The sequence below is a fragment of the Vibrio sp. Vb0667 genome, from assembly GCF_033391095.1.
Genome location: NZ_JAWPOL010000036.1, coordinates 1 through 22,555 on the forward strand (window position 1 = coordinate 1; position 22,555 = coordinate 22,555).

The 22,555-nt window shown below is 46.8% G+C and carries 18 protein-coding genes; 8 read left to right on the forward strand and 10 right to left on the reverse strand.

Annotation, left to right across the window (positions count from 1 at the left end; translation table 11 throughout):
• Positions 1-312: 312 nt before the first annotated feature.
• The 6 genes from fre to trxA all read right to left on the reverse strand — a co-directional run bounded on the left by fre (position 313) and on the right by trxA (position 6,132).
• Positions 313-1,026, reverse strand: a complete 714-nt coding sequence (gene fre / locus R8269_RS20800; protein WP_005382872.1) for an NAD(P)H-flavin reductase — start codon at positions 1,024-1,026, stop codon at positions 313-315.
• A gap of 14 nt (positions 1,027-1,040) precedes the next feature.
• Positions 1,041-1,310 carry a 2Fe-2S iron-sulfur cluster-binding protein gene (locus R8269_RS20805; RefSeq protein WP_009696789.1) on the reverse strand — a complete coding sequence of 90 codons (270 nt, stop codon included), beginning with the start codon at positions 1,308-1,310 and terminating at the stop codon, positions 1,041-1,043.
• On the reverse strand, positions 1,307-3,160 hold the full coding sequence (ubiD, locus tag R8269_RS20810; RefSeq protein ID WP_085570149.1) for a 4-hydroxy-3-polyprenylbenzoate decarboxylase: 1,854 nt from the start codon (positions 3,158-3,160) through the stop codon (positions 1,307-1,309). Before ubiD ends, R8269_RS20805 begins: the two co-directional genes overlap by 4 nt.
• Positions 3,161-3,251: 91 nt before the next feature.
• Positions 3,252-4,244, reverse strand: coding sequence for a hypothetical protein (locus R8269_RS20815; protein WP_033907315.1), 993 nt, complete (start codon positions 4,242-4,244; stop codon positions 3,252-3,254).
• 105 nt (positions 4,245-4,349) lie between these two features.
• On the reverse strand, positions 4,350-5,609 hold the full coding sequence (gene rho / locus R8269_RS20820) for a transcription termination factor Rho (protein WP_005378757.1): 1,260 nt from the start codon (positions 5,607-5,609) through the stop codon (positions 4,350-4,352).
• Positions 5,610-5,805: 196 nt separating this feature from the next.
• Positions 5,806-6,132, reverse strand: coding sequence for a thioredoxin TrxA (gene trxA / locus R8269_RS20825; RefSeq protein WP_004745500.1), 327 nt, complete (start codon positions 6,130-6,132; stop codon positions 5,806-5,808).
• A 111-nt stretch (positions 6,133-6,243) separates the two neighbouring features.
• Here trxA and rhlB point away from each other — a divergent pair, with 111 nt between their 5' ends.
• From rhlB to R8269_RS20840, 3 genes are all read left to right on the forward strand, one after another.
• Positions 6,244-7,563 carry an ATP-dependent RNA helicase RhlB gene (gene rhlB, locus R8269_RS20830; RefSeq protein ID WP_005378764.1) on the forward strand — a complete coding sequence of 440 codons (1,320 nt, stop codon included), beginning with the start codon at positions 6,244-6,246 and terminating at the stop codon, positions 7,561-7,563.
• Positions 7,564-7,582: 19 nt separating this feature from the next.
• Positions 7,583-9,076, forward strand: a complete 1,494-nt coding sequence (gene gppA, locus R8269_RS20835) for a guanosine-5'-triphosphate,3'-diphosphate diphosphatase (protein WP_318222653.1) — start codon at positions 7,583-7,585, stop codon at positions 9,074-9,076.
• Between the two features lie 172 nt (positions 9,077-9,248).
• Positions 9,249-10,892 (forward strand): sugar nucleotide-binding protein, encoded by a 1,644-nt coding sequence (locus tag R8269_RS20840; RefSeq protein ID WP_085570147.1) that lies wholly within the window; start codon positions 9,249-9,251, stop codon positions 10,890-10,892.
• A gap of 222 nt (positions 10,893-11,114) precedes the next feature.
• Here the strand turns inward: R8269_RS20840 and R8269_RS20845 are convergent, their stop codons facing one another.
• The 3 genes from R8269_RS20845 to recQ form a co-directional block, all read right to left on the reverse strand.
• Positions 11,115-11,789: a 7-cyano-7-deazaguanine/7-aminomethyl-7-deazaguanine transporter gene (locus R8269_RS20845; RefSeq protein WP_005378770.1), complete on the reverse strand. Its 675-nt coding sequence runs from the start codon at positions 11,787-11,789 to the stop codon at positions 11,115-11,117.
• 234 nt (positions 11,790-12,023) lie between these two features.
• Complete coding sequence (locus R8269_RS20850; protein ID WP_005378772.1) at positions 12,024-12,329, reverse strand: DUF3630 family protein; 306 nt, start codon at positions 12,327-12,329, stop codon at positions 12,024-12,026.
• Between the two features lie 9 nt (positions 12,330-12,338).
• On the reverse strand, positions 12,339-14,174 hold the full coding sequence (recQ, locus tag R8269_RS20855; RefSeq protein WP_171346305.1) for an ATP-dependent DNA helicase RecQ: 1,836 nt from the start codon (positions 14,172-14,174) through the stop codon (positions 12,339-12,341).
• Between the two features lie 178 nt (positions 14,175-14,352).
• On the opposite strand from recQ, the gene rarD reads away from it, so the two are divergent.
• From rarD to ggt, 4 genes are all read left to right on the forward strand, one after another.
• On the forward strand, positions 14,353-15,270 hold the full coding sequence (gene rarD / locus R8269_RS20860) for an EamA family transporter RarD (protein ID WP_005382912.1): 918 nt from the start codon (positions 14,353-14,355) through the stop codon (positions 15,268-15,270).
• 71 nt (positions 15,271-15,341) lie between these two features.
• Entirely contained in the window at positions 15,342-16,139 is a 798-nt protein-coding gene (locus tag R8269_RS20865) for an AraC family transcriptional regulator (RefSeq protein ID WP_017633800.1), read from the forward strand.
• A gap of 91 nt (positions 16,140-16,230) precedes the next feature.
• Entirely contained in the window at positions 16,231-16,890 is a 660-nt protein-coding gene (locus tag R8269_RS20870; protein WP_005378776.1) for a LysE family translocator, read from the forward strand.
• 111 nt (positions 16,891-17,001) lie between these two features.
• Positions 17,002-18,768, forward strand: a complete 1,767-nt coding sequence (ggt, locus tag R8269_RS20875; RefSeq protein ID WP_054579632.1) for a gamma-glutamyltransferase — start codon at positions 17,002-17,004, stop codon at positions 18,766-18,768.
• A 982-nt stretch (positions 18,769-19,750) separates the two neighbouring features.
• On the opposite strand, the gene uvrD is transcribed toward ggt, so the two are convergent.
• The gene (gene uvrD / locus R8269_RS20880) at positions 19,751-21,925 is read right to left on the reverse strand and encodes a DNA helicase II (protein ID WP_005378778.1); all 2,175 of its coding nucleotides are present in this window, start codon (positions 21,923-21,925) and stop codon (positions 19,751-19,753) included.
• Between the two features lie 281 nt (positions 21,926-22,206).
• On the opposite strand from uvrD, the gene R8269_RS20885 reads away from it, so the two are divergent.
• A complete protein-coding gene (locus tag R8269_RS20885; RefSeq protein ID WP_005378779.1) occupies positions 22,207-22,467 on the forward strand; it encodes a DUF2282 domain-containing protein in 261 nt (86 codons plus the stop codon).
• Positions 22,468-22,555: the final 88 nt, after the last annotated feature.

The following is a 22,555-nucleotide window of genomic DNA, read 5'->3' on the forward strand; positions in this document are numbered from 1 at the left end:
TGATAGGTCTATATTGTTAAAGAGCTTGCTTTACGAGAAGTTTTTCTCTCAAAGCGGAGGTGCATTCTAGCGATTTAATTGACAGTGTCAAACACTTTTTCAATTTATTTTTCGTAGAAGCTTTCACCTCTCCGACCCTGCTGAAGCCTTATCGCGTCTGCCGTGTCGGTGGATGCGCATTATAGGGAACTCAGATCCGTTCGCAACCCTTTTTTGAAAAAAAATGGAAAAAAATGACTGTTCGATGACTATTTCATCAAAAAAGCAAAAAAGAGGGTAAAAAACCCTCTTTTTCTGCCTTAAAAGCCGTATTTAAATGAATGCGTACGCGTCTGCGAACATACGTTCGCTCTTCGCTTTCTTGTTCTGAGTGAACTGTTCACGTGCTGCGCCAGCCATTTCAAAACGACCTGCAATATAGATATCGTAGTTTTCTAAGCTTTCGAAATCTTCAGCTACAGCTTGTAGCACGTTACCAACTTTACCTTGCCAGTCTGCAGGAGCTTCTTCTACTACTGGCACAAAGTGAACATTGGCAAACTTGTCGGCAATCTCGACCAGTTCGTCTTTAGCATAAAGTTGGCAGTTATCGCGCGCCCCCCAATATAAATAGATAGGATTGGTTTTATTCTGCGCTACGCAGTGATCCAGAATCGAGCGAACGTAACTGAAGCCTGTACCACCAGCAATTAATAATAATGGGCGTTCGCTTTCTTCTTGAACCCAAGCATCGCCATGTGGCGCATCAATTTCAATCTGACCATCAGTTTCAAGCGCCGCTTGCATTGCTTCGACAACTTCTTGTGCATAAGCGTTGTGTTCCGCCGCACCGATGTGCAGTTCAAGTTCACCTTCATGACGACAAGGGCTGCTTGCGATAGAGAAAGGACGTTTGTCTTTTTCACCCATCACCACCATTAGGTACTGACCCGCTTTAAAAGGCACTGGTGATTCTGGATGAAGAAGGATTTGGTAAGTATTACAAGCTAACGGCTGAATAGACTTTACTTTACATTGGATGGTCATGGTGTTCCTCTCACTTACTCGTCAAAAGTAAGCACTAAATTACTTTCTGTATAGGCTTGGCAAGGGAATATCCAACCTTGCTGTTGCTCTTTTTCGGTTAGCATAGGTTCGAGGTGATAGCTCACCTCGCCCGTTAGCTTTTTACACATGCACATGGCGCAAGCGCCAACTTGGCAACGGTGTGGGAAGCGAATATTGTTGTTGAGCGCAGCTTCCAACACCGTCTCCCCTTCTTTTACTTGGAATGTAACGTCCATTGGTAGAAGGTGGACTTGATGACTCATAGAATACCTAACTGGTCCCAAATCTCATCGACTTTAGCCACAAGTTTAGGATCTTTTTTGATAGGCGTGCCCCACTCGCGCGTGACTTCAGATTCGAACTTGTTTGTCGCATCCAGTCCTAATTTGGATGAACTCTCAGTCTTACCAAGCACTTGAATCGTGTCTCTATCTGGGTCCATTCGAGTTGTCACCGCCCAAATGATGTCATTCCAATCTCGTGCATTAACGTCATCGTCGCACAAAATGATGAATTTGTTATCCGTGTACTGAGCAAAGAAGCCCCATAGATATTCCATCAACTCTTGGGATTGACCAGCTTGGTCTTTCTTCATAGTCACGACAGCAAATTGGTTGTTTGCTGTAACTGGAAGATAGACGTCAACAATCTCAGGGCGTTGCTGTTTCAACTCATTCAGTTCTGCTTCGGTAATCGCTTTGCTGTCTCGCTCAGTGACCTCGGTTCGCGTCGCCAGCTCGGCATCCCATTTAATGGTCGCATCCAAGCCCATTTTGGAGCCAAGCCCAACCACTGGTGAAGCAAAGTCGAGCGAGTCGATTGGCGTGTTATCTATCATCAAGGTATCACGTACAGGATCCATATGCTCTGACATGGCTTTCACGACATCATTCCAATCTCGTGCGTTTACCGATTCATCGCACACAATAACAAACTTGGTATACATGAATTGACGTAAGAAAGACCACACGCCCATCATTACGCGCTTGGCATGTCCTGGGTACTGCTTCTTCATGGTGACGACGGCCATTCGGTACGAACAACCTTCTGGCGGTAGATAGAAGTCTTCAATCTCTGGGAATTGCTTTTGCAGAATAGGTACAAACACTTCGTTTAATGCCACACCCAATACAGCTGGTTCATCTGGCGGACGACCTGTGTAGGTGCTGTGATAAATAGGGTCTTTACGCATAGTAATGTGCGTAATAGTAAATACGTGGTGCTTTTCTTTTTCGTTATAGTAGCCAGTGTGGTCACCGTAAGGACCTTCATCAGCAAACTCGTTCGGGTCGATATAGCCTTCCATCACGATTTCCGCGCTCGCTGGCACTTCCAAATCGTTGCTGACTGACTTCACGACTTCCGTTTTGCTTCCACGTAGCAAACCTGCAAATGCGTATTCCGATAGCGTATCTGGCACTGGTGTTACTGCGCCAAGAATGGTTGCTGGGTCTGCACCAAACGCGACCGAAACTGGGAAAGGTTTACCTGGGTTGGTTTCCATCCAATCGCGCAGATCAAGCGCACCACCACGATGGGCTAACCAACGCATGATGATTTTGTTCTTGGCAATTTTCTGCTGACGGTAAATGCCTAGGTTCTGACGTTTCTTATTTGGACCTTTGGTTACGGTTAAGCCCCAAGTAAGCAGCGGCGCTACATCTTCTGCCCAGCAGCTCATTACCGGAATTTTATCCAAGTCGACTTCATCACCTTGCCAAACAATGTCTTGGCATGGTGCTTTACGTAAACGCTTAGCCGGCATGTTCAATACTTGTTTGAACACAGGCAGTTTTTCTAAAGCGTCTTTGAAGCCTTTTGGTGGCTCAGGTTCTTTTAAATAAGCCAGCAGCTTACCGACTTCTCTTAATTCTTTAACGTCTTCACGTCCCATGCCGATTGCGACACGCTCTGGTGTACCAAACAGGTTCGTCAAAACAGGTACGTCGTAGCCGATTGGGTTCTCAAACAACAGCGCAGGTCCACCAGCACGCAAGGTGCGGTCGCTGATTTCTGTCATTTCATAAGCGGGATCGACAGGGTGAGTGATGCGTTTAAGTCGACCTTTCTGTTCTAGGTGGTCGATAAATTCGCGTAAATCCTTAAAACTCATAGGCCTTCATGCTGGCTGATTAAACTGTCCGCAGTATAACAAATAGGAGGACGCTAAGATCCTCCTATTTTGTGTGGGTATGTGAGCCAGATTACTTTAATACTTGTTCAATCTGCCGAGTCTTTATCTGATGGTTCGAAGATACTAACTCTTCCAACCAGGTTTGATGCCCTTGTTGAGCAAGCTCTCGAGCAACCATGGTTGCTTCTTCTGATAACGCCATTTTTCTAACTAGAAACTGCTTTACTTGCGGAGATAGAGGGTTAGATTTTGTAAGTAGACTAATCGCTTCTGGCTTGAGTGATGGGTTAACTGTGGCATTCATCAATTGCTGAATGGAAAAAACGTCTCCAACCGCAGCTAAACGCTCAAGTTCGGACTGGCTGTTGTAATCAGCTTTCATCCGCCAGAGTAAGTTGTACACTTCCTCATCCTGACTAACTTGTGCCAACCTGACTATCACGGCCGTCGATGGTAACCAACTGGTCACATTTGCTTTGGTTAACTGGGCCGTTAATGCAGCAAGCGCATTGGGTGATAAGCTGTCTAACTCTCGAATCAAAAGCGCTTCACGCGCTTGAGCTTGTTGAGATGGCCCTGTAAGCCATTGCTTTAAGTTAAGCTCTCTTCGTTCAGCTTGTAAGACAAAGTCCAAGGTACTTTGGTCTTGTTTCCAACGCTTAATCAAGCGACTCGCAATAACGGGAAAGTTAAAAGCGGGTACACTAAATTCATACCCATCACCTCGCTCTAACACTTGATAAGTCGGGGTCATACGGATCTGGGACTCAACAAACAGAGCCATTCGAGGCGTGAGAATCACATCTTGCTTTTCAAGCTTTTCCAATAATTGAAAGCGCACCACCTCTTGTTGAGGCAAAGCAAGTCTATCAAGGGCAAATTTAAGCGAGTCGACTTCATCTCTGACAGCGTAATCAAGCAGTTCAGAGACTTTAGTATGTATTTGAGTATCCTGAAGCCACTGTTCTACTACAGACTCATGCATTTCCTTGGCAGATAATGTCGCAGGTAGAGTGATAAGTGACAAGCTCAGGAGTAATGACGACAACATTCCTTGTTGCATGTTAACCTCCCGATAACATTTCCTTCATTCTGATACTTCTATCGGGAGAAAGCAATAAAAAAGCCACCGATATACGGTGGCTTTTCGCAGAATGACTATTTGAGACTATTGACGACGCATCGCATCGAAGAACTCATCGTTGGTCTTCGTCATCGCTAGCTTGTCGATTAGGAATTCCATTGCGTCGATTTCGCCCATTGGGTGAACGATCTTACGCAGAATCCACATCTTCTGTAGTTCGTCAGTCTTCGTCAGTAGCTCTTCACGACGTGTACCTGAGCGGTTAAAGTCAATCGCAGGGAATACACGCTTCTCAGCAATCTTACGGTTCAAGTGCAGTTCCATGTTACCTGTACCCTTGAACTCTTCGTAGATAACTTCATCCATTTTAGAACCAGTATCTACTAGTGCCGTTGCGATGATAGTTAGGCTGCCGCCTTCTTCTACGTTACGTGCAGCACCGAAGAAACGCTTAGGACGATGTAATGCGTTTGCATCCACACCACCTGTTAGTACTTTACCTGATGAAGGCACTACGGTGTTGTAAGCACGAGCTAGGCGAGTGATAGAGTCAAGCAAGATAACCACGTCTTTCTTATGTTCAACAAGACGTTTTGCCTTCTCGATCACCATTTCCGCTACTTGTACGTGACGAGATGCTGGCTCATCGAAAGTCGACGCAACCACTTCACCTTTAACTAGGCGTTGCATCTCGGTTACTTCTTCTGGACGTTCGTCGATAAGAAGAACCATCAACTCACACTCTGGGTGGTTGTACGCGATGCTTTGCGCGATGTTTTGCAGAAGCATTGTTTTACCCGCTTTAGGCGGAGCAACAATCAGACCACGTTGACCTTTACCGATTGGCGATGCCAAGTCTAAAACACGTGCTGTAATGTCTTCTGTTGAACCGTTACCACGCTCCATAACCATGCGCTCATTCGCATGTAGAGGGGTAAGGTTTTCAAATAGGATCTTGTTACGGGCGTTGTCTGGTTTATCGTCGTTAACGGTATTGACTTTTAGAAGGGCAAAGTAACGTTCACCGTCTTTTGGTGGACGAATTTTGCCAGCGATAGAGTCACCAGTACGTAGGTTAAAGCGACGAATCTGACTTGGTGATACGTAGATATCGTCCGGACCCGCAAGGTATGAACTATCTGCACTGCGTAGGAAACCAAAGCCGTCTTGCAGAATTTCCAGAACCCCATCGCCAAAGATGTCTTCGCCGCCTTTAGCGTGCGCTTTTAAAATCGCGAAGATGATGTCTTGTTTTCTTAAGCGAGCTAGGTTCTCTAATCCTAAGCTTTCGCCCAGTTTTACAAGGTCAGACACAGGTCTGTTCTTCAGTTCGGTAAGGTTCATGGTGGTGGATTCTTGTTTAGTCAAAATAAGATCTGTTTTCTAGTTAAGATGGATTTGGTCTCAGGATCGACCAAGAAGAGAAATTTGCTCAATTAACGCGCGATAAGTTAGCACTAATTAGTATTCTAGTCCAGAGTTAGAAAAACAAAACCGTGCATTGTAACTTTGCACGGTTTTATCTGTAATCACTTGGTGATTATAAGTTTGCGTCTAGGAACTCTTTTAGTTGAGTTTTAGACAGAGCACCTACTTTCGTTGCCGCTACGTTACCATCTTTAAATAGTAATAGCGTTGGAATGCCGCGAATACCAAACTTAGGTGGTGTACCTGCGTTATGGTCGATGTTTAGTTTACCGATAGTGAGTTTGCCTTCGTACTCGTCTGCGATTTCGTCCAAAATAGGAGCGATCATTTTACAAGGACCACACCATTCTGCCCAAAAATCCACTAGAACCGGGCCTGCAGCGTTGATTACATCGTTTTCAAAACCGTCATCAGTTAGCTGCAAAATCTTATCACTCATCTTCCACTCCAATGTGTTTTTCGAAACTGGTTGGATGATAACCAGTAATTAGATGCCCTATTGGAATGTATTTACTTTCGTATTGCAAGCTTTAGCTGATATTCTATAGCCATGAAAAAGACGCATATCACAGAGCAAAAGTTCGCCGATTTGGGCTTAAAGCCCCAAGTTATTGAAGGATTGGACAAAAAAGGGTTCGAATTTTGTACCCCTATCCAAGCCTTGGCGTTGCCGGTCCTGCTCACCGGCCAAGACATCGCAGGCCAGGCCCAAACGGGTACTGGTAAAACGCTCGCGTTTCTTACTGCTACGTTCAACCACCTTCTGACGACTCCGGAACATGAAGGTCGTAAGCCTACACAGCCACGCGCAATTATTATGGCGCCTACACGTGAGCTCGCTATTCAGATTTACAATGATGCAGAATCATTAACTGAAAGCACAGGTCTAAAAACCGCTCTAGCTTACGGTGGTGAAAGCTACGACAAGCAACTTGCGAAACTGCAAGACGGCGTAGATATTCTGATCGGAACAACAGGCCGTATCATCGATTTCTACAAACAGCGCGTATTTAACCTCAACAACATTCAAGCTGTTGTTCTGGACGAAGCCGACCGCATGTTCGATCTTGGCTTTATTAAAGACATTCGCTTCTTGTTCCGTCGTATGCCTGAGCCAAAAGAGCGTTTGAACATGCTGTTCTCAGCAACGCTGTCTTACCGCGTTCAAGAACTGGCATTCGAACACATGAATACTCCTGAGCATGTCGTTGTCGAACCAGAACAAAAAACTGGCCACCGTATCCAGGAAGAGCTTTTCTATCCTTCGAATGAAGACAAAATGGCGCTGCTTCAAACACTAATTGAAGAAGAGTGGCCAGATCGCGCTATCATTTTTGCCAATACCAAGCATAAGTGTGAATCGGTTTGGGGACATTTGGCTGCCGATGGACACCGTGTAGGCCTTCTTACTGGCGATGTACCGCAGAAGAAGCGTGAGAAGATTCTTGAGCAATTCACCAAAGGTGATGTCGACATCTTAGTTGCAACTGACGTTGCAGCGCGTGGCCTGCATATTCCTCAGGTAACGCACGTTTTCAACTACGACCTTCCTGACGACTGTGAAGATTATGTTCACCGTATTGGCCGTACTGGTCGCGCTGGTGCGAGCGGTCATTCGATCAGTTTTGCTTGTGAAGAGTACGCGGTTAACCTACCAGCAATCGAAGAATACATTGAGCACACAATCCCAGTTTCAGAGTACGATTCGTCGGCACTGATTCAAGATCTACCGGCTCCGATTCGTATGCGTGCACCACGCAACCAACAGCGCCGCACGAATACTGGCGGTACCCGTTCTGGTTCTGGTAACCGTAAGCCGCAGGGACGTCGTCCACGCCAACCACGTCAATCGGCACCAAAACAATCGTAATAGGAAACTGAGTTCGTTTATGAGTCAAGCAGGATCATCACCGCTATATGCCGCCATCGACCTCGGGTCGAACAGTTTTCACATGCTCGTTGTGCGTCACATCGATGGCAGCGTTCAAACAATGGCTAAAATTAAGCGCAAAGTTCGTCTAGCAGCGGGCTTAGATGAACATAATTCTCTTAGTATGGAAGCTATGCAGCGAGGATGGGACTGCTTAAGTCTATTTGCGGAACGCTTGCAGGACATTCCTAAGCAAAACATTCGCATCGTCGGTACTGCAACATTACGTACCGCGACCAATGTAGATGTGTTTTTAGAAAAGGCTAACCAAATTCTAGGCCAGCCTATCGAAGTGATTACTGGTGAAGAAGAAGCTGCCACTATCTATAAAGGTGTCGCTCACACCTCTGGCGGTAGTGGTCGTCGCCTTGTAGTCGATATCGGTGGAGCAAGTACCGAACTGATTATCGGTGAAGGTTTCGAAGCCAAAGCACTGACCAGCTTAAAAATGGGCTGCGTGACTTGGCTTGAAAACTTCTTTAAAGATCGCCAATTGAATGCTCGTAACTTTGACGCGGCAATTGAAGGAGCGAAACAGACCATCCAGCCGATTTTAGAACGTTATACAGAAATTGGTTGGGATGTGTGTGTTGGTGCATCAGGCACTGTTCAGGCATTGCAAGAGATAATGCTGGCGCAAGGCATGGACGAAGTAATCACTCACTCCAAACTCAAGCGTCTACAGAAGCAAGCCATGTTGGCCGACCATTTAGAAGAGCTCGATATTGAAGGCTTAACACTTGAGCGTGCATTAGTGTTCCCTAGTGGCCTCTCTATTTTGATTGCCGTTTTTGAATTGCTTGAAATCGATGCTATGACACTGGCTGGCGGCGCACTACGCGAAGGCTTAGTGTATGAGATGGTTGAAGAGCTTCGTCAAGAAGACATTCGTGCCCGCACTATCGCTAGCGTACAAAATCGTTATCAGCTCGATCACCAATACGGTGAACAAGTCGCTAGTCTGGCACACACGCTTTTACAGCAAGCTGGGGGCGATGAGTGGATTACAGAGCCTCAGGGCAAGATATTACTCGAGACCGCCGCAAAACTGCATGAAATTGGCTTAACTATCGATTTCAAAAAAGGCGGAGAGCATAGTGCTTACTTGCTGCAGAATTTGGATCTGCCTGGTTACACGCGCGCGCAGAAGTTCTTTATTGGTGAAGTGGCTCGTCGCTATCGCGAACAACTCACTTCTTTACCTGAGCAGCATGCATTATCAGGCTCGAGTGCAAAACGAGTATTGAGATTGTTGCGTCTTGCGGTTCTGCTCAGCCATCGTCGCAATCCTGATCTAGAGCCAAATGTGACTCTAACGGTTGAAGGCGACAATCTAACGTTACACATTGATGAGCAATGGCTAGAGAAAAACCCACTGACTGCGGCTGAGTTGGAAATTGAATCCAACCGTCAGACAGACATCGGCTGGCCATTAAATATCGTAGCAAAATAAGCGAATATCACTGCCTTACAATACTAAAGCCCAGGCGTTCGCTTGGGTTTTTTTGCTTCTACTTCCCCTACAAAACGTGCTGCCCAGCAAAAATCTCAGCTTCTCCGCTCTACATCGAAAAACAGCCATGCTTTATTGATAAGCACGATTTAGCCAACCAAGATGCACCATAATGAAAACCGTTTTAATGACTGGCTTAACTGGCACCCTCGCCCCTAAAGTTGCTCATCAGTTCCACCTCCGTGGCTGGAACGTATTGGAATGGAATCACCACCAAATCCCACCAGATGATCCACAGCAAAGTGAACAATTTTGGCAGCAACACCACATCAATGCGGTGTGCCATATGGCGATGGGAAGTGAAGAGTGGGCAGCGTGGCTTGGTGAGCAATGCAAACGCCACAATATTCCTTACCTCTTTGTCAGCACAGCAATGGTATTTGATGCCACAAAAAACGGGCCTTATGGCATCTTTGAAGAAAGAAACACCCAAGATGATTACGGCAAATACAAAGTTCGTTGTGAAGATGCAATCTGGCAAGCAAATCCAGATGCGATGGTTGCTCGAATCGGTTGGCAGCTCCATCACCAAGCAGAAGGCAATAACATGTTGGCGCATCTCGACCGCCAATATGAAGAGAACGGCGTTATTACCGCTAGCACGGCTTGGTATCCTGCGACTTCTCATATGGACGATACTGCACTCGCCTTTTTGCAGCTTATTGAGCGGAACGAAGCCGGTTTATATCACCTTGATAGCAACTTAAAAGATAAGTGGAATTTCTACGAACTCGTTTGTGCACTCAAACAGCATTACAACAAACCATGGCAAGTGCTGCCAAGCAATGACTATCACCATGACCAACGTCTAACCGATGAACGAATTGCCTTGCCGCCATTGAGTGAACGTTTCAACAAGCCAGAGCAAATCCAGCAAGCCGGCATCATAGGAATCAACTGGGGACGCACGCACATTCCCCACTACCGAAACAATGGTGTATCGGTCACAACGTTATGCGCCAACCAAATAGAACCGCTTCAGCAAGCGTGCAGTGAAGAAGCAATCCCAAAGGCAGAAACGAACATCAGCGCACTCAAACTACTTGATGTCGTGACCATCGCGACACCTGCGCATACTCATGCAGAGATCATAAAGACGTTAGGTTCAACCAAGCTTATCTGTGAAAAGCCATTGTTGGGATTGAATTCCGACATCACTCACTGGCAGCAACCGAACGCCAACCTATTGGTTAATTACGCCTTTGCTCAGCTAAATACCGCCAAGACAATAGAGGAGTGGCTCACTTCGCAAACCCAACCTTGTGTGGTCAATCTAGTCACCCAGGTTAACCTACCGGGCACCTTCACACTCAAAGAGTGGTTTCTTGAAACAGCTAGCCACCCTATCTCCTGGTTGCTGCACTGCTTTGGAGACTACTCTCAGTCGACACTGACTGAGAAAAACGGCCAACTGATCGTTGAGCTGCAATGTGGCGACCACCAGCTAAGATTTGTATTTGAATTAACAGGTGAGCCGGGCATCGAGCACAATCTAACGATTCAATCCAACCAGACTTTAACCAGCAAAGGCTACTATCGTGTCGGCGAAAAATGGCGTTTCGAGCCCATTCTCGTTAATGGCAACGCGATAAATGATGGAGAGTACAGCGAGTCTGATTGCTGGCAGGACGCCAATCAACGCAGTGTCGGTTTGATGTTGGCGATGTTCAATCAAAGCATCAGCTGGGATAACGGCCTGCAACTTGGCGCCTTCGATGCGCAAAAAGCCATTTTGATTGAGAAGATGCTCTGTTAGCCATTTCACCAGCGAGCTTCCTCTACGTGCCGTACCTTCGATTAAAAGGTCTCACTCGGGACCTTTTTTACTGCTCATTTTTACCTTCGTACAGCTCAGGGAGCTTTTGGACACCCATGATCTAATTGCTCCCCACGCTGTACAAAACCCTCTAAATCCCAGTAAGCAGGTACAAAAAAGCCGCTTGATTTAAGCAAGCGGCTTTCGGGGTTCCCACTGATATTAAGACTGAACGCTTGTCGTCACCTTAAAGTCAGGGTTCACCGCAGTCAGCTTCTTAATTAGGTAATTCAGTAATACGCCGTACATCGGAACGAACAAACCAAGACTGATAATCAGTTTGAAGCCGTAATCCACCAGCGCGATTTCCGTCCAATGCTCTGCCATAAATGGATCTGGGCTTTGATAGAACGCAATGGCGAAGAAAGCGATGGTATCAAGTGCATTACCGAAAAGCGTTGAACACGTTGGTGCCACCCACCATTGCTTCATTTGACGTAGGCGGTTGAACACGTGCACATCCATGATCTGACCAAGTAGGTACGCCATGAAGCTAGCAATCGCGATACGAGCAACGAATAAGTTAAATTCCCCTAGGTGACCAAAACCTTGGAATTGACCTTCGAAGAACACCACCGATAAGAAGTAAGACACTGCCAAAGCAGGCAACATCACTAAGAAGATGATCTTACGCGCCAACTGAGCACCGAAAATACGCACCGTTAAGTCAGTCGCTAGGAATATAAATGGGAAAGTGAATGCGCCCCAAGTGGTATGGAAACCGAAAATAGTAAACGGTAGCTGAACTAGGTAATTGCTAGATGCAATAATGACTAGGTGGAATAGAACCAGATAGATAAGGGCGTTGCGCTGCTGCGCAGGGGTAAAGTTACTCATGCGATACCTTTTTAGTTTGGTTTGGGGGTGAGGGAACCCAAATCGAGTCACTGAATAAAGTGGCTCTTACCAACAATGTAAAATGAAAAATAAACTGGCTTGGCTCTTTCTGAGCGAAGCGGTGGGCGATTATACATTAACCACTTTTCGCCGCAAGTCGTCTGTTTTACGCAAACGTTTGAGCATAAAAAAGGGTGTTTCATGTGAAACACCCTTTCAAGAAAAGTTCTATTTTTAGAAGCCGCGTTGAAACAATCCTGCGAGATAATCCAACTCTTCCCTGCTCTCTTCAATCGCTAACGCTTCAAACCAAATCGCTTCGCTGTAATGCTCTGCTTTCATAAACAGTCGGCAACCTTCAAAGTCGATCAGCCAAGAGTGAATGTCCGCATCCCACTGCTTTTCCACCACAGTAGCAGAAAGCAAGCCGACTAAACGCTCACCTAAAGCAGGAAAGCTATCAAGGTCAAAGCTCGGCGCGGTAATGATTAAGCGCCCTTCTTGTGCCATGTAGTCCGCTAAGCCAAATTCCTTTTGCATCTTGGTTCCTTATCCGTGGTGAGTAATGTGTTCTTGAATCAAATCGAGGAATGGGTCGGCGTACTTCTCTAGTTTGCGCTGACCAACGCCGCTAACTGCCAGCATTTCGCCGTAAGACGTTGGCAGAATTTCCGCCATATCAATCAGAGTTGCGTCACTAAAGACCACGTATGGTGGCAAACCATCTTCATCAGCAATCGACTTACGCAGCTTACGTAACTTGGCAAACAGCTTCTTATCGTAATTCTTGCTGGTCAGTTTATCTGACTTCGCCGCGCGTGCTGCGGTGTCTAAACGCGGAACCGCTAACTCCAGAGTCACATCGCCACGCAACAGCGGACGCGCCTCTTCGGTAAGTTGCAGCGTTGAGTTACGCGTGATGTTTTGGAACAGCAGACCCTTGTGGATTAACTGACGGAAGATACTCACCCAGTAATCGTGGCTGTGATCACGCCCTATCGCGTAGGTAGAAATTTTATCGTGCCCGTTTTCACGTACACGAATGTTTTGCATGCCACGTAGCACTTCTACTACGTAGCCCATACCAAAGCTCTGATTAACACGGTACACACAAGACAACGCCTTACGCGCTTCTTCCGTGGCATCAAAGTGCTTCGGTGGATCTAAGCAAATATCGCAGTTGCCACATGGCTTCTCACGATATTCACCAAAGTAATTCAATAGCACCTGACGACGACAAGTCTGCGCCTCAGCAAAGGCACTCATCGCATTCAGCTTGTGGGTTTCCACCTGCTTCTGCGGACCATCGTCTTTCTCATCCAACATACGACGCAGCCAACTGATGTCCGCCGGGTCATACAACATCATCGCTTCCGCAGGTAAACCATCACGCCCTGCACGACCCGTTTCCTGATAGTAAGACTCGATGTTGCGCGGGATATCAAAGTGAACCACAAAACGCACGTTTGGTTTGTTGATGCCCATACCGAATGCCACGGTCGCCACTACAATTTGGATGTCATCACGTTGGAAAGCTTCTTGAACGTAAGCGCGCTCATCAGCATCCATACCTGCGTGATAACCAGCAGCACGAATGTGGTTGTTGCACAGCTTCTCGGTCACCATCTCAACTTTCTTACGGCTACCACAATAGATGATGCCGCAATTCCCCTTTTGGGTTTCAAGATAACGAACGATTTGCGAAACCGGCTTGTGCTTCTCAACTAAGTTGTAGCGAATGTTGGGACGGTCGAAGCTGCCTAGGTAAACCTCTGGATTATTCAGTTGCAGACGTTCAAGAATATCTCGGCGCGTTGCGTCATCTGCGGTCGCCGTCAGCGCCATAAATGGCACATGGGAAAACTGCTGCTTAAGTTGACCAAGCGCGGCATATTCTGGACGGAAGTCGTGTCCCCACTGGGAAATACAGTGCGCTTCATCGACGGCAATCATCGATAGCGGCAAGTTTTCCAAGCGCTCAATGAAATCACGCATCAATACGCGTTCTGGCGAGACGTACACCAACTTAAGATGACCAGTGTGCATGCGGTTATACACGCTGAGCAGCTCTTCACGAGGCATGGTCGAGTTAATGCACTCAGCCGCTACACCGTTGGCTTTAAGCTGGTCCACTTGGTCCTTCATCAGCGAGATAAGCGGAGAAATGACCAAAGTAATGCCAGCGCGAACCAAAGCAGGAATTTGATAACACAGCGACTTACCGCCACCAGTAGGCAGGATAACTAAGCTGTCGCGACCTTCTATCGCGGCGTCAATCACCAACAGCTGACCATCACGGAACTCTTGGTAACCAAACACATCCTCCAACACACGTTGAGGCGTTACAGGCGAATCAGATTGTTCGGCTAACAAGGTCGAGGTCATGAAAAGTCTCAGATTGGGTCTTAAAAAAGAGGTGCTTATGCATACCACTGGCACACAAAGTGAGGGCACATTGTAATGGGGTTTCATGGTGAATAAAACCGCAAATTGTTAGGTGTTTCGCATCACGACTCGTATACTGATTTTCTGCTCTATAAAACACACAATTAGGTGACACTTCATGACACCAGAAGACGAACAACAACGCGCGCGGCAAGGTATCTTGCTAGCGATTGGCGCGTATACCATGTGGGGCATTGCGCCGATGTACTTTAAGTCCATCGCACAAGTATCTCCTTTGGAAATTCTAAGCCACCGAGTGATATGGTCTTTCTTTTTGCTAGCCGCACTCCTCCATTTTGGCCGTCACTGGCGCTCGGCTTACCACATCGCGAAAGACAAAACGAAAATCGCTTACCTGATCGCAAGTTCCATGCTAATTGGCGGCAATTGGTTGATTTTCATTTGGGCGGTAAACTCAAATCATATGCTCGACGCCAGCTTAGGTTATTACATTAACCCACTGATCAACGTCTTACTCGGGATGGTCTTCCTTGGTGAGCGACTGCGTAAATTACAGTGGTTCGCGGTTGTATTGGCAGGTTGTGGCGTACTCGTTCAACTGATTGTATTTGGCTCCGTACCTGTTGTTGCGATGGCGTTAGCAATGAGCTTCGGCTTTTATGGCTTATTAAGAAAGAAAGTCAGTGTCGATGCAAAAACTGGCTTGTTTATCGAGACATTACTTCTACTGCCAGTGGCCGCTGTTTATTTGCTTTTTGTTGCCGATACACCAACCTCAAATATGCTTACGAATCCACTTACGTTAAATAGTTTGTTGATCGCAGCTGGGGTTATAACAACCCTGCCACTGCTGTGCTTTACGGGTGCAGCAACAAGACTCAAATTATCGACTTTGGGCTTTTTCCAATATATAGGCCCAAGCTTAATGTTTTTACTTGCAGTATTGATGTATGGCGAACCCTTTACCATGGATAAAGCGATCACTTTCGTCTTTATTTGGGGAGCACTAGTCGTGTTTAGCTTTGATGGATTACGTAATAACCGTCGCTCACGCCGAATCGTTCAGCCACAGTGATCGTTTTTTACAAGACAAGTTAGAAATTGCCAGATAAGCTTGGTCATAATGTGACCAAGCTTTTTTATTTAATGGAACATATTCAGTACTACGCAACCGACCATGACAACTTGAGTCTAATAGAGGCGAAATACCAGAAATTTGCTTTTCAAAGGCATTACCATCTGGATTTTCATCTCGGCCTGATCACGCATGGCGCGCAGAAGTTCCAATACCAAGGTAACAGCCACCAAGTTGGTCACGGGCAAATTGTGATTATGCCGCCGGATGAGCTGCACGACGGGCAATCTAAGCTCGAAAGTGGCTACGAAGTAAATGTGTTTGCGATCGAGCCTCACCTATTGAGCGATCTAGCCGATCTTAAGAAAAACGGTCAAATAATACACTTCAACGAACTGATCATCTCGGATCCCCAGATATTTTCACAACTTAGTAACTTACACGGGCTACTTCGTCGTGAAAACCTCAGCCAACTCACTAAAGATTGCCTTCCTTTTGAAGGATTTAACCAACTTTTTGATCGCTACGGATCGCTTGAGCGACAAAAAGTGGTGCCGCTAGGAAACCAATCGCTTGGGACGTTAAAAGATTATCTAATGGCTAACCTTGACCAAGCGGTGCGTTTGGATTCACTTTCAGAGCTGTGCCAACTGAGCCCAACTCAGTTCCAGCGCCACTTTAAAGCGCAAACCGGCATGACGCCTTATGCGTGGTTCGCACGCCTGCGCCTTGAACAAGGCATGAAGTTACTGCAAGCTGGTCAATGTGGTACCGACGTCGCCCACCAGATCGGTTTCTACGATCAAGCGCATTTCAGCAAAGCGTTTAAACAGACCTACGGCGTTTCCCCTTCTCAAGTGGCTCGTTAATTTCATTTACCGAGAAAGCTGTCAGTTTTTTACAAGCGCCACAGGTGACTTACCACGACAATAGCCGCATTGGTTAAATTTGAGATGTGTTATGAATGAATCCACCATATTGCTGACACTCGCCAGCATTCACTTTATTGCCCTAATGAGTCCAGGTCCGGACTTTGCGCTGGTCGTACAAAATGCGACGCGTCATGGTCGTCAAACTGGCTTGTACATTGCGTTGGGATTGTCCGTCGGTATCTTGCTACACTCTTTGTTCAGCCTGACAGGTGTGAGTTTTGTCGTCCACCAACACCCAGTGCTGTATTCCGTGGTACAACTGCTCGGTGGTAGTTACCTGCTCTACTTAGGAATTGGCGCATTGCGTGCCGTGATCTCGATGATCCAAAACCCACTGACGGATCAACCTAAGAAGCAAAATAACCTAGTGATCAGCAATAAGCGTCAAGCGTTTGCTAAAGGGTTTGCGACCAACATTCTTAACCCAAAAGCCCTGGTGTTCTTTGTCAGTTTGATGTCGAGTTTAGTCCCAGCAGGTATGTCGATTACTGGCAAAGGTATTGCACTGGTCATCCTGTTTGGCTTGTCGCTATTCTGGTTCTCTAGCCTTGCATGGATGCTGTCGACACAGCGCTTACAGCGTAAATTGCAACAAGCGGGTATCTACATCGACGGTCTATGCGGCGTGGTATTTACTCTAGTGGGCGGCAGTATTCTATACCAAACTATCAATACTTTTATCGGATAAAGTACTGATTTAAAAGCGTAGCACAATCGACATTTCTAAGATTGCTGACTCGACGTGACTCTCCATAACTGCCAAGCTCAAAGCACAAAACTGGCAACATGGAGAGTCATCATGCATTGGACGTTCAACCGACTCGTGACCACGGGTCTTTTTCTTACTTCCCCACTCGTCTTATCCACCTCAGCCTTTGCTAACCAAGCAGCAGATGCGGTTGCACCGGAGCACAGTACTGGCTTCGAGCAAAAGCAATTGGTCAAAGCCAAAGGTTATATGGTCACAGCAGCCAACCCACTTGCAACCCAAGCCGGGGCGGATGTTCTTGCACAAGGGGGCAATGCTATTGATGCCATGGTTGCCGTACAATTGATGCTGGGCTTGGTAGAGCCGCAATCATCAGGTATTGGTGGCGGTGCCTTCTTAGTGTATTGGGACAGTGAGAAACAAAAACTGACTACGTATGATGGACGCGAAACCGCACCGCTCGCCGCGACGCCGAAACTCTTTTTAGACGAAAAAGGACAACCCCTACAATTTTACGATGCGGTTGTCGGCGGGCGCTCCGTTGCCACTCCTGGTACAGTGAAACTGCTGTGGGACACGCACCAGAAATACGGCAAGTTGGAATGGAAAAAGATCATCCAACCCGTAATTACCTTGGCTGAACAAGGTTTCGAAGTTAGTCCTCGCCTCGCGAGTCTGATTGAAAAAGATGCCAAGCGCCTATCTCGCTTCCCTGCGACTAAGGCTTACTTCTTCAATCCAGATGGCTCACCAAAAGCCGAAGGCACATTGTTGAAGAACCCTGAATACGCGCAAACTCTGACGGCAATTGCAGAGCAAGGGGCAAAAGCTTTCTATCAAGGCGATATCGCCACAGACATCATCAAGACAGTACAAAATGCGCCGGGCAACCCTGGCGTATTGGCACAACCTGACTTTGATGCGTTCCAAATCAAGCAACGTGAACCGGTTTGTGCGGCTTACCAAAGCTATGACATCTGCGGCATGGGACCACCTAGCTCTGGCGCATTGACGGTTGGACAGATTCTCGCGATCACCGAACAATACGATCTTAAAGGTTGGGGAGCCGAAAGCGCAAAATCATGGCAAGTGATCGCTGATGCATCGCGCCTTGCGTTCGCGGATCGTGGTAAATACATGGCTGACCAAGATTATGTGCCAATGCCAACCGAAGGCTTGCTTGATAAAGATTATCTCAAACAACGTGCTGAGCTGATCCAAGTCGGTAAAGCGTTGAGTAAGGTTGAAGCCGGCAACCCTCCTTGGTCGCACGCCATGGACTTAAGCATGGACCAATCGATCGAGTTGCCTTCCACCAGCCATTTCAATATCGTCGATAAGCAAGGCAATGTGGTTTCAATGACAACAACCATCGAGAACGCCTTTGGCTCACGCTTGATGGTGCGTGGCTTCTTGCTCAATAACGAACTGACCGATTTCTCTTTCCGCACGCATCAAGATGGTGTGCCAATCGCGAACCGCTTAGAACCGGGAAAACGCCCACGCTCCTCCATGGCACCGACCATTATGATGAAGGATGACAAACCTTACATGGCAATTGGCTCACCGGGTGGCAGCCGCATTATTGGTTACGTCGCACAAGCCATTATCGCCCACACGCAATGGGATATGGACATCCAGAGCGCGATTAATCAGCCACGATTGCTGAACCGTTTTGGCACCTTAGATATTGAGCAAGGTACCGCCGCAGAGGGCTTACAGCCTGCTCTGGAGAAGATGGGTTTTAAAACCGATGTTCGGGATTTGAACTCTGGTCTGCATGCGATACGCATAACAAAAGACGGTCTTGAAGGCGCTGCGGATCCAAGACGTGAAGGTGCCGCTATCGGGCAGTAAGAGTCTTTCGCTCGACCCCTTGTGCGAGATCTCTCACAAAGGGTTGAGCAAACCTCTCTTTTTTAATGGTAAAACCGTACAGCAAAGCGCATAAGCCATTGAATTTAATACTCATGTATCTTTTTTGAACGCTAAGAGAGTAAAAAAATGTGAGATTAGCCCGTTGTTGGAAATCGTTAAACACGTAATATTAAAACTGTCGGAAGGATGCTGACACGGAACAGGAAACACCACGGACTTGGTGAACTTCAGGAAGAAGAAACGGTTATTCAGGACGAATAGTCGGGCATGGATTGCAAAATTGGACATTGAACGGAATCAATAGTGACTAGGATGGTTGCTACTAAGGACGGGAAATGGACACCTCTGGACGAGGCAAGGATTTGAACATCAGGATGATGTCAGGGACACCGCTCAGGGAACAAGTGATGAGAGCTAACGAGGATAGTTAGCAGACCAGGATAAGGTCACTAAGGACACCGCTAGGAAGGCGACGTAAGGATTAAGCTGACGGATTCAGCACACTATCATGGATTAGATGCATGGAGCACTCTTAGTAGCTGGATTGCTGCGAGTAAGACTATAACCCCGATGGGCGCAAGCCCTCGGGGTTTTTCTTTGCCTAAAGTTTTTCTCAGTAGATCTGCTGAAAACAGGCATTCACCCACAACGCCCACCTTTCACTTCAAACGGCATCGTTAAGTCGCGCTTTTGTACTCCATTTATCATTCCATTTTTTATGCCAATCACAGTAGATAAGTGATCAGAAATAGCGTAGGAAAAATGCTTGAAAACAAGGCGCAATTTTTCGATAAGTAGTTATTCTACAATCAGAAATTGCAACGAAGTTATCGAGTATTTTAACAAGCTAGAATGAACAGTTATTTACTACGATTGGTATTACTGCTTTATCGACACCAAAACCGCACAAACAAAAAGAGCCGCCGAAGCAGCTCTTGAGTTGATTAGTTTTGGGGAAGCCTTACAGTTTCTCTAGTCGAGCGTAAGCAGTCACCAACCATTTGATGCCCTCACCGTTAAAGGCAATCTGTACACGGCTCTGTGGACCACTGCCTTCGAAGTTGATGATGGTGCCTTCACCAAACTTTGGATGCATCACACGAGAACCTAGTGTAAAGCCGGTTTCATTAAAGCTCTCTTTCACAACAGTTTGGCTAAATCGACCACTGCTTGAAGGACGGCTAACTTGCGCCTTCATTCGTACTTCATCCAAGCATGTTTCTGGCAGCTCACGAATAAAACGAGACGGCTTATGGTACTTATCCTGACCGTACAAACGGCGCATTTCAGCATAAGTGATGTACAGTTTCTGCATCGCACGGGTCATGCCTACGTAACACAGACGGCGTTCTTCTTCTAAGCGCCCTGCTTCTTCTGCCGACATTTGGCTTGGGAACATGCCTTCTTCCACACCGACCATAAACACCAATGGGAACTCTAGACCTTTCGCACTGTGTAATGTCATGAGCTGAACCGCATCTTCAAATTCGTCCGCTTGTCCTTCGCCCGCTTCTAGTGCTGCGTGGGTTAGGAATGCCGTCAGCAGTGACATGTCTTCGGCTTCTTCTGGTTTCTCGAATTGGCGAGTTGCGGTCACCAATTCCTCCAAGTTCTCAATACGTGCCTTAGACTTTTCGCCCTTCTCTTGCTCGTACATCGCGAACAAGCCCGAGTATTTAATTACATGGTCAGTTTGGTGATGCAGCGGCATCTCTAAGGTGTCGTCTTCTAGCGCGGTGACAAGCTCGATAAAACGGCTCAGAGCACCAGCAGCGCGACCAGCAAGCACCTTCTCGTCTAACATTGCCACACTCGCTTCCCACATGGTGCAACCACGATCACGAGCCGCAAAACGGATGGTTTCAAGCGTCTTATCGCCCAAACCACGCGTTGGCGTATTCACCACACGTTCAAACGCTGCATCATCGTTACGGTTGGCAATCAGACGCATGTAGCTCAAGGCATCTTTGATTTCCTGACGTTCGAAGAATCGCATGCCGCCATAGATACGATAAGGCAGACCGGCTTGAATTAACGCTTCTTCCAGAACACGCGACTGGGCGTTGTTACGGTAAAGCATCGCAGCGTCATTCAGAGCACCGCCCTTGTCTTGCCACTCTTTGATTTTGTTCACCGCAAAACGGGCTTCATCTAATTCGTTGTAAGCGCTGTAAACCGAGATAGGCTCACCGACCACGCCATCCGTCCACAACTCTTTACCCATACGCTCGGTGTTATTCGCAATCAGGGTGTTAGATGCTTCCAGAATGGTCTTAGTGGAACGGTAGTTTTGCTCAAGACGAATGGTATTCACGCTTGGGAATTCGAGCGTAAACTTCTCAATGTTCTCGACTTTTGCACCACGCCAACCATAAATCGACTGGTCGTCATCACCTACGATCATCACGTGACACTCAGGACCCGCCATCATACGTAGCCAAGCATATTGAATGTTGTTGGTATCTTGGAACTCATCCACCAAGATATGCTTAAAGCGTGCTTGGTAGTGTTCACGGACGAACTTGTTATCACGCAGTAGCTCATGTGCGCGCAGCAAGATTTCCGCAAAATCGACTAAACCAGCACGATCACACGCTTCTTGGTAAGCGGTGTACAACTGTAGATATGTCTTGGTTACTGGATCATGGTACGCATCAATGTGCGACGGGCGCAGACCTTCGTCTTTCTTACCGTTAATCCACCATGCCACTTGACGTGCCGGCCACTGCTTCTCATCGAGGTTTTGCGCTTTAATCAAACGCTTTAGTAGACGCTGTTGGTCGTCACTGTCAATGATTTGGAAATCTTCCGGTAGCTTCGCATCAAGATAGTGTGCACGCAGAATACGGTGACAAATGCCGTGGAAAGTACCATTCCACATACCGCCTGCACTGCCCATCATTAGCTCTTCGATACGTCCACGCATCTCTGCCGCCGCCTTATTGGTAAAGGTTACCGACATAATTGAAAACGGAGAAGCTTGCTCGACCGACATCAGCCAAGCGATACGGTGAACAAGAACGCGTGTCTTACCACTTCCTGCGCCAGCAAGAACGAGCAAGTTTTCTAGAGGTGCTGCAACGGCTTCACGTTGTTTATCGTTCAAACCGTCGAGTAATAGAGATGGATCCATCATGATGAGAGCTACTGGTTATTTATACATAAAAACCGATTATAACCTAAACAACCGGGTGCTGTTTAGACAAAACTTGATAAAAAAATCGATGTTTTTTTGCCCAACACATCAATTAGTTATACCTATTTGACCCTACAAACCTATTTACTTCAGAAATTTTTCTGAAAGTTTTTTAGCCAGTTTCCTATCTTTTAAGTTAAGCAAGTTGATAACAAAAACGCCAAAACAGGCGATTCATCTTGCCAACTTAAAGTAAAGGAAATCATTCAGAGGAATTTATTATGAAAAAGTCGAATCTAGCTGTTACTGCTGCTGTTACTGGTCTTCTAGCTCTTGGTGGCACAATGCTAACTGCAGCTCCAGCTGTCGCTGCTGAAAAAGAAAAGTGCTATGGCGTTTCTAAAGCAGGTAAAAACGACTGTGCAACAAAAAGCAGCTCATGCGCTGGTACTTCTAAAGAAGATAACCAAAAAGACGCATTCGTAGTCGTACCAAAAGGTCTTTGTGACAAACTCGCTGGCGGTAGCACTTCTTCTTCATAATCTTTTATCGCTAGCTATTGTGAGGATGCGTTGACGCTCAACCAACGCAAAGCCAAGACGCATCCTTCTCTTCCCGCACGATTTGAAA